At 47.6% G+C, this 14,028-nt stretch carries 10 protein-coding genes; 8 read left to right on the top strand and 2 right to left on the bottom strand.

Features of this window, described 5'->3' with window-relative positions; all coding sequences use genetic code 11:
• Window positions 1-22: 22 nt before the first annotated feature.
• From BLV62_RS01725 to BLV62_RS01705, 5 genes are all read left to right on the top strand, one after another.
• Window positions 23-1,060: a glycoside hydrolase family 43 protein gene (locus BLV62_RS01725; RefSeq protein ID WP_089758012.1), complete on the top strand. Its 1,038-nt coding sequence runs from the start codon at window positions 23-25 to the stop codon at window positions 1,058-1,060.
• Between the two features lie 19 nt (window positions 1,061-1,079).
• Window positions 1,080-2,924 (top strand): glycoside hydrolase family 2 protein, encoded by a 1,845-nt coding sequence (locus tag BLV62_RS01720; protein WP_089758175.1) that lies wholly within the window; start codon window positions 1,080-1,082, stop codon window positions 2,922-2,924.
• Between the two features lie 208 nt (window positions 2,925-3,132).
• A complete protein-coding gene (locus tag BLV62_RS01715; protein ID WP_089758010.1) occupies window positions 3,133-6,288 on the top strand; it encodes a SusC/RagA family TonB-linked outer membrane protein in 3,156 nt (1,051 codons plus the stop codon).
• 20 nt (window positions 6,289-6,308) lie between these two features.
• Window positions 6,309-8,180, top strand: coding sequence for a RagB/SusD family nutrient uptake outer membrane protein (locus tag BLV62_RS01710; protein WP_089758008.1), 1,872 nt, complete (start codon window positions 6,309-6,311; stop codon window positions 8,178-8,180).
• An 11-nt stretch (window positions 8,181-8,191) separates the two neighbouring features.
• The gene (locus tag BLV62_RS01705; protein ID WP_089758005.1) at window positions 8,192-8,890 is read left to right on the top strand and encodes a DUF3823 domain-containing protein; all 699 of its coding nucleotides are present in this window, start codon (window positions 8,192-8,194) and stop codon (window positions 8,888-8,890) included.
• 113 nt (window positions 8,891-9,003) lie between these two features.
• On the opposite strand, the gene BLV62_RS01700 is transcribed toward BLV62_RS01705, so the two are convergent.
• Together BLV62_RS01700 and BLV62_RS01695 are read right to left on the bottom strand one after the other, a co-directional pair.
• A complete protein-coding gene (locus BLV62_RS01700; RefSeq protein ID WP_089758003.1) occupies window positions 9,004-9,546 on the bottom strand; it encodes a dihydrofolate reductase family protein in 543 nt (180 codons plus the stop codon).
• 58 nt (window positions 9,547-9,604) lie between these two features.
• Window positions 9,605-10,417: a helix-turn-helix domain-containing protein gene (locus tag BLV62_RS01695; RefSeq protein WP_089758001.1), complete on the bottom strand. Its 813-nt coding sequence runs from the start codon at window positions 10,415-10,417 to the stop codon at window positions 9,605-9,607.
• Between the two features lie 60 nt (window positions 10,418-10,477).
• Here BLV62_RS01695 and BLV62_RS01690 point away from each other — a divergent pair, with 60 nt between their 5' ends.
• From BLV62_RS01690 to BLV62_RS01680, 3 genes are read left to right on the top strand one after another with little or no spacing between them, the layout of a single operon-like run.
• The gene (locus BLV62_RS01690) at window positions 10,478-11,404 is read left to right on the top strand and encodes a YihY/virulence factor BrkB family protein (RefSeq protein ID WP_089757998.1); all 927 of its coding nucleotides are present in this window, start codon (window positions 10,478-10,480) and stop codon (window positions 11,402-11,404) included.
• A gap of 49 nt (window positions 11,405-11,453) precedes the next feature.
• Complete coding sequence (locus BLV62_RS01685) at window positions 11,454-12,818, top strand: MFS transporter (RefSeq protein ID WP_089757997.1); 1,365 nt, start codon at window positions 11,454-11,456, stop codon at window positions 12,816-12,818.
• Window positions 12,815-13,999 (top strand): AGE family epimerase/isomerase, encoded by a 1,185-nt coding sequence (locus BLV62_RS01680; RefSeq protein WP_089757994.1) that lies wholly within the window; start codon window positions 12,815-12,817, stop codon window positions 13,997-13,999. The genes BLV62_RS01685 and BLV62_RS01680 overlap by 4 nt, the downstream gene beginning before the upstream one ends.
• The last annotated feature ends 29 nt before the right edge of the window (window positions 14,000-14,028 follow it).

Below are 14,028 nucleotides of genomic sequence, written 5' to 3'. Positions count from 1 at the left end.
TTTTTACACTTAAATCCATGTTATGAACAGCGGTATGTTCTTCGTACGTCTGCTATTATTGCTTATTATTTATCCATCGATCACCTATGCGCAGCAGGTGGCTGATACCGCCAGCCTTTTCAGAAATCCGCTGCTTCAATCGGGTCCCGATCCCTGGGTGATCCGTCACAATGGTTTTTATTATTATATGCATACTACCGGGGTGGATATTGTCATGTATAAAACCCGGAAAATGTCGGACCTGGGCAAAGCAAAACAGGTACGTATCTGGACGCCGCCCGCCAAAGGACCTAATGCAAGGGATATATGGGCGCCTGAATTGCACCGGATCAATAATACCTGGTATATCTATTATACAGCCGGGTCGTCTGACAGCATACATCCGCAACACCTGTTTGTGATGGAGAACAAGGCAGATGATCCTACCACCGGTACATGGGTGGATAAAGGACAGTTAAAAGACCCGGCGGCCGATAATTTCGCGTTGGACGCAACGGTTTTCAAATACAAAGGACAGCATTATTTTATCTGGAGCGGTCATAACGGGAAAGACAACCTGCAGCGGCTTTACATTGCACGTATGCAAAACCCCTGGACCATGGCAACGCACCGGGTAGAAATAGCTGCCCCCATTTATGATTGGGAAAAAGATGGCATACCCGTGAACGAAGGGCCTGAGATCCTCGAAAGCCCGAAAGGGGATATATTCCTGGTTTATTCGGCCAGTGCCTGCTGGACAGAAAGTTATGCACTGGGCATTATAAAACTAAAGAAAGGAGCCGATCCTCTTGATCCTGCCAATTGGACCAAGATGCCAACTCCTTACCTGACAACCAACAAAGAGAACGGGGCATTTGGTCCCGGTCATAACGGGTTTTTTAAATCGCCCGACGGAAAGGAAGACTGGATTATTTACCATGCCAATTCCAAAGCCGGACAAGGGTGCGGAGGACATCGCAATCCACGTATCCAGAAGATCAACTGGCAGCCCGATGGAATGCCTGATTTCGGAGTACCTGTAAGCATTAATCAACCAATTAGAAAACCTTCGGGAGAATAGAAAAATGATAAGTACAAATATGAAAAAAGCCTACCTGATTTCTGCCTTGTCGTTTGCGTTGTTTTTAAATGCAAATGCACAGGACTGGAAGATAGTCCCGGGTAAGATCACCACTACCTGGAGTGAGCAAGTAAAGCCAACTGCAACATTGCCTGAGTATCCGCGCCCCCAACTGGTGCGTGATAACAACTGGAAAAACCTGAACGGGCTGTGGAACTACGCCATCAGGCCTAAAGATCAGCAACAGCCTGCCAGCTGGGATGGTAAGATACTGGTGCCTTTTGCAGCAGAATCAGCGCTTTCCGGCGTAGGCAAAACTGTGGGAAAGGACCAGGAACTGTGGTACAACACTACCTGGACCATACCATCTTCCATGAAAGGAAAAAAGATCTTATTGCACTTCGGCGCAGTGGATTGGCGTACTACCGTTTACGTGAATGGTAAAGAAGCCGGTTCGCACGAAGGCGGTTTCGATCCCTTTACTATCGACATCACTTCCTTCCTGAAAAAGGGCGGGGCGCAAGACATAGTAGTGAGAGTATGGGACCCGACCGACGATGGTCCTCAACCCAGGGGTAAACAGGTGAATAAACCTGAAGGTATCTGGTATACCCCTGTTACCGGTATCTGGCAAACCGTTTGGGCGGAAGCGGTGAATAACACGTACATCGCGGCTACCAAACAAACGCCGGATATTGATCAGCAAACACTGACCGTAGCTCCGCAGGTGGAAAACATCCAGCCGGGCGATGTGGTGACAGTTGCAGCTTTCGACGGCGGCAATAAAGTGGCCGAAAGCCAGGTGAATGGCGAAAGCGCTAACCTGAAGATCGCTTCACCTAAATTATGGTCGCCCGACGCTCCTTTCCTCTACGATCTGAAAGTAACAGTAAGCCGTAAAGGAAAAGTGATCGACGAAGTGAAGAGCTATTTCGCAATGCGTAAATCATCGATCGGTAAAGATGCCAACGGCGTTCAACGCATGTTGCTGAACAACCGTTTCGTGTTCCAGTTCGGACCGCTGGACCAGGGCTGGTGGCCCGACGGCTTGTACACCGCGCCAACAGATGAAGCGCTGAAATTTGATATCGTTCAAACCAAGGCAATGGGCTTTAATATGATCAGGAAACATATTAAAGTAGAACCTGCCCGCTGGTACTACTACTGCGATAAATTAGGAATGCTGGTATGGCAGGATATGCCAAGCGGCGACCTGGGTAATGGCTGGGAAAACAGGCCTGGCGTTATCGACAGGGCAACAGACAAGAACCGTACTCCTGAATCAGAAGGCTATTATAGAAAAGAATGGAATGCGATCATGGAAGCATTGCATAACTATCCTTCTATCGTAGTATGGACGCCGTTCAACGAAGCATGGGGGCAGTTCAAGACAGTTGAAATCGCTGAATGGACCATGAAAAAAGATCCTTCCCGTTTAGTGAATACAGCCAGCGGCGGTAACTTCTACCCGGTAGGACAGATCATCGACCTGCATAACTATCCTGAACCTGCGATGCCCGATCCGGCTGTTTATGGCGATAAACGCGCTATCGTGCTGGGCGAATACGGAGGACTGGGTTTGCCGATCAATGAGCATAGCTGGCAGCAGAAAGATAACTGGGGTTACCAGAGCTTCAAAAATGAAAACGACCTGTTCAAAAGATACAGCCAGTTTACAGACCGCCTGGAGCAGTTGATCAAACTGGGATTGTCGGCAGCGGTTTATACGCAAACAACCGACGTGGAAGTTGAAGTGAACGGGTTGATGACATATGACAGGAAAGTACAGAAAGTAGCAGTTGAAAAACTAAAACAGGTAGCAAGCAAATTATACAATCCGGCATTGGTAACCTTGAACCCATAGTAGAATAAGTAAGTGCCCCAACACTTACAATCGATGAATCGAGTCTTTTTTAATTCCGGCGGGATGTGGCCCGCCGGATACCAATGCAACCAAAATTAAAATCGCTGTAAATAGATAGGCTGTGTTCCGCGTTACGAATGAAATGAAGATCAGCTCAGTCTATAACCCGATGTAGTTCTAAAGATTTATTGACAAGAAAAATTCAGTTATGAAATCACATTTACGTGTCCGTAGTGTAATACGGAGCGTGATAGCGGCTTTCTGTTGCCTGCTATTACTGATAAGTTTGTTTCCTGGCGTTTCGGTAGCGCAAACAAATGGAAGCATCACCGTTACAGGTAAGGTAACGGACGAGAAAAATGAACCATTGGTAGGAGTAACAGTCTCGGTGAAAGGAACCACAAAAGGAACGACCACAGATGCTAAAGGAGCCTATTCTGTAACTGTGCCCGATGAAAATGCCGTCCTGGTATTCACGTTCATTGGTTACAATAAACAGGAATTAAAAGTTGGCAACAAAAGATCCATCAACCCGCAATTGAGCGAAGACAGTAAAGGACTGGGAGAGGTGCTTGTTGTAGGTTATGGTACCCAAAAGAAAGAATCCATCACCGGCGCTATTTCAGGTGTAACATCCAAAGACCTGGAAAGGGTGCATGCTTCTACTGTAAGCGCTACCCTGGCAGGTAAAATGCCCGGCGTATCTTTCAGGATGCCTGATGGCCGCCCCGGCGCCAGCGCAAATATCCAGATACGTAACCTCGGTAACCCGCTCTATGTAATTGACGGAGTACAAAAAGACGCAGGTCAGTTCAATAACATTTCGCCCAATGACATTGAATCCATCTCCGTACTGAAAGACGCTTCCGCAGCTATTTACGGCGTACGCGCTGCAAACGGGGTGGTAGTGGTGACCACTAAACGCGGTAAACTGGGCAGCCCGAACACCATTAACGTCGACGCCTATACGGGATGGCAGAACTGGTCGCGCTTCCCTAAAACAGTGAATGCTTACGAATGGATGTTGGGTAAAGTTGAATCTGAGATCAACGTGGACCATAAAACAGACATCAAACCGGAAGAATTGCAGAAATGGAAAGACGGAACGCAGAAAGGTTTCCAGAGCTTCGACTGGTATGATTTCATCATCAAGAAAAATGCGCCTCAGACTTCAGCCAATATCAGTGCCAGTGGCGGATCAGAAAATATCAACTATTACTTCTCTGTAACCCGCCTGGATCAGAAATCAGTGCTGGGCCGTGAATTCAGCTTCAATCGTACCAATATCCAGAGTAACGTAGATGCCAAAGTGGCCAAACGTTTTAAAGTTGGGGTACAGATCAATGGCCGTATCGAAGAACGGGATAACCCCGGTGTTCCGGGAGGCGACGACTACTGGGCGCCGCGCTTTGCATTGTTCCGCAACCGGCCTACCGAACGCCCGTATGCCAACGATAATCCTAACTACCCTAACGATATAGGACACAATACGGAGAACTGGGCGGTACAAACCAAATCCATTTCCGGTTACTGGACAGAAGATTGGAGAGTATTGCAGACCAACTTTACAGGAGAATATCAAACACCGCTGAAAGGTTTGACCCTGCAGGGAAGATATTCTTACTACTATGCAGATAAACTGATGAACGGCCATGAGTATACATACGACGTGTATACTTACAACGACGCCGACAGCAGCTACAGGCGCAGCGGCGGCAGCACCAACCCATGGCGCGAACGCGGTACGCACAAGGTGCTGGAAAACGTGGTACAGGGCCAGGTTAACTACAACAACACCTTTGGCAAACATACAATTGGTGCAAACTTCATCACAGAAAGGATCACCAGGCGGGAACTGGATGTTTGGGTACACAGCGTGCCCAAGAACAACAGCTTGCCATTACTGCAGTTTGCCGATATGGATACCTATAACGATGCCGACTGGGTAGAAGCACGTATCGGTTACATCGGCAGGGTGAATTACAATTATGCCAACAAATACTACCTGGAGCTGGCAGGCCGTTACGACGGTTCCTGGAAATTTGCTCCCGGTAAAAGATGGGGTTTCTTCCCAAGCATCTCCGGAGGCTGGAGGATCACAGAAGAGCAATTTGCCAAAAATCTCCTCGGCAACAGCAGCTTCCTGACAGACCTGAAGATCCGCGGATCATACGGGGAACTGGGAGATGATGATGTAGGGATCGGCGCATTCGATTACCTGGCAGGTTATAAATATGGTACCTCTACTTTTATTTCTGACGGAACCATTATCAGGGGCGCAAGAGACAAAGGCGTACCTAACAGCCGCGTATCCTGGTTCACCAGCAAAATTGGCGACGTAGGTATCGATTACGCTTTGCTGAATTCAAAGATCACAGGGTCTATCGACTATTTCTACCGTAAACGTTCCGGCTTATTGGGAAGCAAATACGATGTACTGGTACCAAACGAGATCGGTTACAGTTTGCCAAACGAAAACGTAAACAGCGACGCCGTTGTGGGAGGTGAAATTTCCGCCGCTTACAATGGAAAAGCAGGCAAACTGGATTACACCGTTGGCGCTAACTTCTCTTATGCCCGTAAGAAATTCTTGAACTCATACAAACCAAGGTTCGGCAACTCCTGGGATCATTACCGGAACTCCGGCGAAAACAGGTGGAATGGCATTTACTGGGGATATGAAGTAGTAGGGCAATTCCAGTCGGTCGACGAGATCAACAACTACAAAGTAGACAACGACGGCCAAGGTAACCGTACCCAATTGCCGGGTGACCTGATCTATAAAGATGTGAATGGAGATGGCGTGATAAACGATTATGATATGCGTCCTATCGGTTATGCAACAGGCCAGAACCCTACGGTGAGCTATGGAATTAACCTCGGCCTCAGGTGGAAAGGCATCGATTTCGCTGCCGACTTCTCCGGTGCTTCTATGTACACCTACGAACAGAACTGGGAAATGAGATGGCCTTACCAGAACGGCGGTAACCTGCTGAAACAATTCTTTGATGAGCGTTCTTACCGTACCGACCCATTTGATATCAACAGCCCGTGGGTGATTGGTAAATATCCTGCATTGCGTTTCAATAAAGGAGACCATAACAACTACAATAAACCATCTTCATTCTGGATCAGGAACGTACGATACCTGAGACTGAGAACGCTGGAAGTAGGTTATACCTTGCCGCAGGCCTGGTTAGACCGTGCGAGAATTAAAAAAGTAAGGTTATACCTGAACACCTATAACCTGTTCTCTATCGACAATGTGCATAAACTGGGCGTAGAACCAGAAGTTATTGATCCAAACGGTTTGCAGTATCCGCAAAACAAATTTGTGAATGTGGGCGCGAATCTTACGTTCTAAAATGCTAAATGAGAAACATTATGAAGAAGAACCTTCTCTTTATATTACTTACAGCGCTGCTTGGTGTGGTGGGTTGTACCAAGGATGATAATTTCCTCAGTAAAGACCCGACCGACATCCTGCTGGACGACCAGGTATGGAAAGACAGTACCATTGTGCTGGCAGTGGTGGCAGATATGTATGACAGGTACCCTGATTTCCAGACCATCGAAAACTGGGGCGATTTCACCGCCTTCGATGAAGGGTTTGCTTCAGAAGCAGGGTCATACTGGCGGCACCACGACCGTTATTACGGTTATGGAAGCTGGGGCTCCTGGAACTATGGCTATGTACGCGAATTAAACCTCTTCCTGGAAAAGTGTGCGAAAGCAGATAAACTCACTGAAACCGCTAAAACGCGTCTTTCTTCCGAAGTCCGCTTCCTGAGAGCAGTGGCGTATTTCGATATGGTGAAAAGAATGGGCGGCGTTCCATTGATCCTGGAGTCAATGACCTACGATTATAAAAACGACCCAACTTACCTGCGCAGACCACGCGCCAAGGAATCAGAGATCTATGATTTTGTGATCAAGGAGCTGGATGAAATAAAGAACCTGTTACCGGATGCGGTAAATATCAAGTCGCGCGCTACAAAATGGGCTGTACTGGCCGTACAGGCCCGTGCAGCGCTGTATGCAGGCTCTATTGCGAAATACGGCGCAACGTTGCCGCAGGTATCCCTGCCCGGCGGCGAAGTAGGCATCCCCGCTGCCATGGCCACGGGCTATTATACCAAAGCGCTGGCCGCGGCAGAAGAGATCATCAAGAGCAACGCTTATAGCCTGTACCAGAGAAAAGCTAATCTTTCAGAAAACTTTTCTTCTCTCTTTACAGATAAGAACAGCAACCCTGAAGCCATTTTCGTGAAGGATTTCAAATTACAAAGCGGTAAGGTACAGGGATGGACGCTCGCGAACCAGCCTCGTACTTCAGCAGAGGAACAACAGGGCGGAAGGTTGAATCCTTCCCTGAACCTCGTACAGTCGTTCGAGTTGCTGGACAATACATTTGCGCCATTTGTTACCAATACAACAGACGGCAATTATGTATACTACACTTCTCCTGTTGATATTTTTGCAGGCCGCGACGCCCGCCTGGCAGGCACTGTTATCTTACCGGGCACCGAGTTTAAAAACAAGAAAGTAGATATCTATGGCGGAATTGTAAAGAAAGACGGCAGTATTGTAAGTGGCGACGCTTTTGGTAAAGTGGTGGATGTAGACGGGGCAAGGGTACAGGTAATAGGAGTAGACGGACCTGTAGACAGGCTGGAATTTGGCGCACAAACAGGTTTCTTCGTACGTAAATACATGGACCCGACAACCGGTTCAGGCCAGATCGGTACGCAAAGCGATGTCTGGTGGATCCGTTACCGTTATGCGGAAGTATTGCTGAACGCAGCAGAAGCGGCGTTTGAACTGGGCAATACAGGAACGGCAGCTACTTATATGAACCAGGTGAGGGCAAGGGCCGGACTGGTAAAAGCATTGCAACCGGGAGAGATCAATTTCAACAGGATAGTGCATGAAAGAAAAGTGGAACTGGCGTTCGAAGGACATGAGCTGTGGGATTACAAACGCTGGCGCATCGCACATAAAGTATGGAACGGGCAGGCAGGCGATCTGACAACCGATATAGGAAATGCAACCGCCAGCAGTACCAGGGTGTTTGGCCTGGTTCCTTACAAGGTTTACAACCCCGGCGATCCGACAAACGGCAAATGGGTGTTCAGGAAAATTAAACCTGCTGAAGTGACCGAGCCGCACGAGTTCAGGTTAGGGAATTATTACTCCTTTATCGATGATAACATCCGTAATAATAACCCGTTGATCGTTAAAAATCCTAATCAGTAAAAAGTAATTGTATGCGTATTAAATCTTATTATCTGTTGTTGCTGGTTATCTTGGTTGGTGCGTGTAAAAAAGATAACTATCCTGCGCCTTCATGCACTTTTAATGGTCGTATTGTTTACAATGGTGAAGCGATCGGGGTCAGCCAACAGGATGTATATTTTGAACTCTGGGAACCGGGATGGGCTACCAAAGTGCCTATTAACGTGGCGGTAAACCAGGACGGAAGTTTTTCTTCCCTGCTTTTCCCTGCCGCTTACAAGCTGGTGATCCCTGCGTCGCAAGGGCCTTTCAAATCCAAGCAGGATGGTACTACCCACACCGATACCATCCAGGTAAATATTACAGGCAACCAAACAATGGATATCGAAGTATTGCCTTACTACATGATCAGAACGCCTAAGTTCACTGCCGCAGGCAAAAAGATAACTGCTACCTGCAAGCTGGAGCAGATCTTGAAAGGAACGGATGCGAGGGATGTAGAACAGGTGGTGCTGTACCTGGCGAAAACACAGTTCGCCGATAAAAAGAACAACATCAGGGATGCAGTTGTAAACGGTGGCGATATCACCGATCCGAATAACATCAGCCTGCAGGCGGATGTGCCGGATATTGTACCTGCCCAGAACTATGTATATGCCAGGATTGGCGTTAAGATCAGTGGGGTGGAAGATATGATCTTCACTCCCGTTGAAAAGGTGCAGTTGCAGTAATGAAGTTCGCCATGGAAGCATTGGTATCAGGCAGCATCTAACGCTACTACAACTGCAGGATACTTTGCAACCGGAGTGAATGGATTGTAATTGCATCGGGGCAACAGGAATCGCTACACCTGTTGCCCTATTTTTTTGTAATGAAGTTCGAGTACACCGGAACTATAAACTTTGTGCCGCAACAACTCAAACGCGATGTTAACATTAACGCCTCCAAAAAGCGGTATTCCATCTCCCAATATCACCGGCATCACATGAATGATCATCTCATCTATCAACCCCGCTTCCAGCAAACTGCCGTTGAGCAACCCGCCGCCTACCAGCCATATATCAGCCCCTGCTCCCTGTTTTAACTCCCGCACAAATTCGGCTGCCGGCGTATGAACGAATTGCACATACTTCGTATCCTGCAGCGACGGATTCCGGGTGAATACATAATTGGTTTTGTCGGGGTACGGGAATTCTTCGCTCAGGATAAGGATATCTTTGTATGTACTATTCCCGATAAGGGTGGTGTCGATAGTGGCGAGGAACTCGCTGTACCCGTAATCTGTACCTTCTGGGTTGGGGAAACCGGTTAACCATTCAATTTTCCCTTCTTTGTCGGCAATCCAGCCATCCAGGCTGGTGGCGATGTAAACTTTTACCTTCTTCATCCTTTTTTTTCGCAAAGTTGAAGGATCGGGACGGCAGAAAATTGTACAAAATTTCCGCTTACAGGAAAATGGTGTTAGGAAAACTGGAATTTACTTTTTGGGCTCTTACCGCCTTGCGGTAGGCTGATGGGGTAATACCGGTAATGGATCTGAATACCCGGACGAAATGCGATTGATCGTAAAAACCGTTGTCGTATGCTACCTCGGTCAGCGACATGGCAGGTTGACTGGCGATCTGTTGCAGGCTGGCATTGACCAGGCATAAATGGCTGAAGCGTTTAGGGGTAAAACCTACTGTTTCCCTGCAATAGTGAATATATTTCTTTGCGGTTGGCAAGGCTGCCGACAAGCACGACTGGATATACCCTTTATTCGTGGATGGCTGTTGCTGCAACTGCAGCAATTCGTCAGGCACAGGCAAGGGATTGATCCTTTGCAACAGGAAATCTTCCAGGGTATCCAGTTTTTCTGCGGGTGCAGGGCTGTCAGACAGTTTCCTGAGAAGCAGTGCAGCGGCTGGTCCCCAGATGCTTTGCAGGGTTAAAGGTTGGCGTATTAATTGTGTTGCAGATATGCCGAACAGCCGGTACAGTCCAAAAGGTTTGAACATAATACCCAACGCTTTGTAGGTTCCTTTGATCAAAGTGATGGTTGGACTGTGCAGCAATCCTGAAAGCTCTCCCTGTTCCGTATACCGGTACTGGTGAGTGGCGTTGCTGAGAGAAAAACCATCGCCATAATTAATGATCAGTTCCTGGTGTAAAAACGGGATATTATAGGTTTGAAGTGTTGAATGCGGTAATTCATGGAACCAGTAATAGTCTACCGCTTCCTGCAGATCCGGGTGTGGATATTTAATTATTGCATTCATTAGTACAAAGATAATCAATGTGCTATAAAGAAATTAAGTAGTAAATTGGGCCCTTAACGAATGAAAACCAAAACAATTCATACTCAGATACCAAGATGGCAACAGTTCCTGTTGTCGTTCAGGGACGCCTATAAACAACTGCAGGCCAATGACCCCCTGCGTATGGCCGGCGCTACTGCTTTCTTTACCACTTTTGCCTTGCCAGCCATCCTGATCATTATCATACAGTTACTGAGGATGATATTCAGAGTGCAGCATGTAGGGCAACGGTTGATGATACAGCTGGAAAATTATTTCGGGGAAGAGACCTCGGAAGCCATCCTGAATACTTTAAAAGCATTCAGAAGTATTGCGCAGAACTGGATCATCGCGATCGCCGGATTTATTTTCCTGCTTTTTGTAGCCACAACTTTATTCAAAATAATAAAAGGATCGCTTAACGAACTCTGGAGAGTGCGGCCCGCTCAAAAACAAACCTTTGGCCAGATCATGGTGGCCCGGTTGAAAGGCGTACTGGTGATTGTTTTTGCAGGCATACTTTTCCTGATAGACATTATCGCAGAAACAGCCCGTACTTTCCTGGGCAAATATATTGACCAATACCTGCCAGCCATCGCCAGTTATTACAACAGTGCGCTCAATTATGTAATTTCTGTTGCCATAGTGACCATCTGGTTCTTCCTCGTTTTTCATTTCCTGCCCGATGGCCGGCCTAAGTGGAAAGTGAATGTTACAGGAGCGTTTGTAACAAGTATATTGTTCAACATAGGGAAAGCGGTACTTAAAGTGATGCTTACCTACAGCAGTATCAACAGCATTTACGGCGCCTCTGCGTCTACCGTCCTGTTGCTGCTTTTCATGTTCTATTCTTCACTTATTTTCTATTTCGGCGCCTGTTTTACTTTTGCCTGGGCCGACAGGACCGGCAGGCCTATAGAACCCCGGCCGCATGCCAGCAGGTATGAATTACAAAATGCAGAAATATGATACTTGTAAAAAAATGAGTATTATAGGGACCGCTTTGTAATCAACGTTCATGAGAATTTCGTTAAAAGAAAAGGTTGGATATGGCTTAGGCGATATGGCATCTTCAATGTTCTGGAAGCTCTTCGGAACATACCTGCTATTCTTTTACACGGATATTATGGGACTGGCAGCATCTGCTGTAGGTACGCTTTTCCTGGTCACCCGCATCTGGGACACTTTGTTTGATCCCGTGGTTGGGGTACTGGCAGATCGTACTACTTCCCGTTACGGCAGGTTCAGGCCTTACCTGCTGTACCTGGCTATCCCGTTCGGGTTAACAGGCATTCTCACATTTACAGTTCCTTCTCTCGGCCCCCAGGCCAGCCTGGTGTATGCCTACATTACCTATTCGCTGATGATGATGGTCTATTCCCTCATTAATGTGCCGTATGCTTCTTTACTGGGCGTAATATCCGACGATGCCAGGGAACGGAATACATTAGCCGCCTTCAGGATGGCATTTGCGTTTATAGGCAGCCTGGTGGCGCTGGCGCTGATCGAGCCGCTGGTACATTATTTCAGCGGCCGGAGTACCGAAGTTGCAGGCTGGCAGCGGGCAGTGTCAGCGATCGCGCTCATCTGTGTAATCCTTTTCCTTACCTGTTTCAGTTGGGTAAAAGAAAGAGTGGTTCCCACCCCGGGAGTTAAACCCGCATTGAAAGACGACCTGAAAGACCTGCTGGCAAACCGCCCCTGGTGGATCTTACTGGGCGCAGGTATTGCAGCCCTGGTCTTTAATTCTGTAAGAGATGGGGCTACCATTTACTACTTCAAATATTTCGTCGGGCAGTCAATCGCCTTCGAAACAGGCAATATACACATTAGCTGGTCCACACTTTATCTTATTACCGGGCAAGCTGCGAATATCATTGGGGTAATACTGGCGGCGGCAGTAGGAAATAAATGGGGGAAGAAGACCATCTACCTGCTGGCCATGCTTGGCGCGGGCCTGCTGAGTATATTTTTTTACTGGCTGGATAAACAACAGTTGATGCTGATCTTTGTTTTCCAGTTCCTGATAAGCGTTTGCGCCGGCATTATATTCCCGCTCTTATGGTCGATGTATGCCGATATTGCGGATTATTCTGAATGGAAGAACGGGCGCAGGGCAACGGGCCTCATCTTTTCTTCTTCCTCTATGTCGCAGAAATTCGGATGGACCATCGGCGGCGCCCTTACCGGCTGGCTGCTGGGCGCATTCGGCTTTAAGGCCAACGAAGCGCAGGAGCCTGGAGCTATGCAGGGCATCGTATATATGATGAGCTTTTTACCCGCAGCCGGCGCATTCATATCTGCATTGCTGATAGCAGTTTATCCTTTATCTGAAAACAAGATTCATACAATTACATCTGAATTGCAGGCTAACAGGAAATGACAACAACAGCATTGATAACATCCTTATCCCACGCTTTGAACGGGATACTCGACTTCTGGGCCGATACGGTAACAGATGAAGAACATGGCGGCTTTTATGGCGCGGTAAGTAACGATAACCAGCCATTTCCAACAGCCGATAAAAGCGCGGTGTTAAATGCGAGAATATTATGGACTTTTTCCGCCGCTTATAATTTTACAGGGCGGGAGGGGGATTTGAAAATGGCGGAACGGGCTTTCAACTATTTCGAAAAGCATTTTATTGATAAAGAAAATGGCGGCGTTTACTGGTCTGTCAATTACCTGGGGCAACCGGCAGAAACACGTAAACAATTGTATGCAATAGCTTTTGCGATTTACGCCTGCAGCGAATATTACAAGGCCGGTAAAGATAACAGGGCGTTGGATTTGGCTATCCGGTTGTTTCATACCATCGAACAACAGGGGTACGACAACAAAGACGACGGCTATTTTGAAGCCTTTACCGCCGACTGGCGGGTGCCCGAGGATTTTCGCCTTAGCGATAAAGACGCCAACGAGCAAAAGACAATGAATACTCACCTCCATATCGTTGAAGCATATACGAATTTATACACGGCCTGGAAATCAGATTACCTGGCAGCACAAATACGTAAGCTCCTGCACCGTTTTCTTCAAAGCATCATTGATCCGGACACCGGGCATCTTCATTTATTCTTTAACGAGAAGTGGGAAAGGCGTTCAGATACCATTTCGTACGGCCACGACATTGAGGCCGCCTGGCTGCTCCTTGACTCAGCAAAGCAGATCAACGACCCCATGCTGGTAGCGCAATATGAGCGCCTCGCGTTGAAGATAGCCGATGTTACCATCAGGGAGGCAGTTGACAAAGACGGAGGCCTGTGGTACGAATACCGGCCGGCATCCCGGGAACTGGTGAAAGAAAAACACTGGTGGGTGCAGGCGGAGGCGCTGGTAGGATTTATCAATGCCTGGCAACTGCAAAAGGATGACAAATACTGGCAGGCGGCAACAGATGTCTGGCAGTTCATTGACCAATACCTGGCAGACCACGAAAGGGGAGAATGGTATTGGGGACGGTGTGATGACTATACTTTCATACCCGAACACAAGGTAGGGCCCTGGAAATGTCCATACCATAACAGCAGGGCATGTATCAATGTGATGCAACGATTGGCATAATTTCACTTTTTTAGGTATCTTGACTCTCT

Origin of the sequence: Chitinophaga terrae (ex Kim and Jung 2007), from assembly GCF_900107795.1 — a bacterium.
Taxonomy (GTDB): domain Bacteria; phylum Bacteroidota; class Bacteroidia; order Chitinophagales; family Chitinophagaceae; genus Chitinophaga; species Chitinophaga terrae.
The sequence above is the reverse complement of the archived record's forward strand: the minus strand, read 5'-3'. Positions and strand labels throughout refer to the sequence as shown.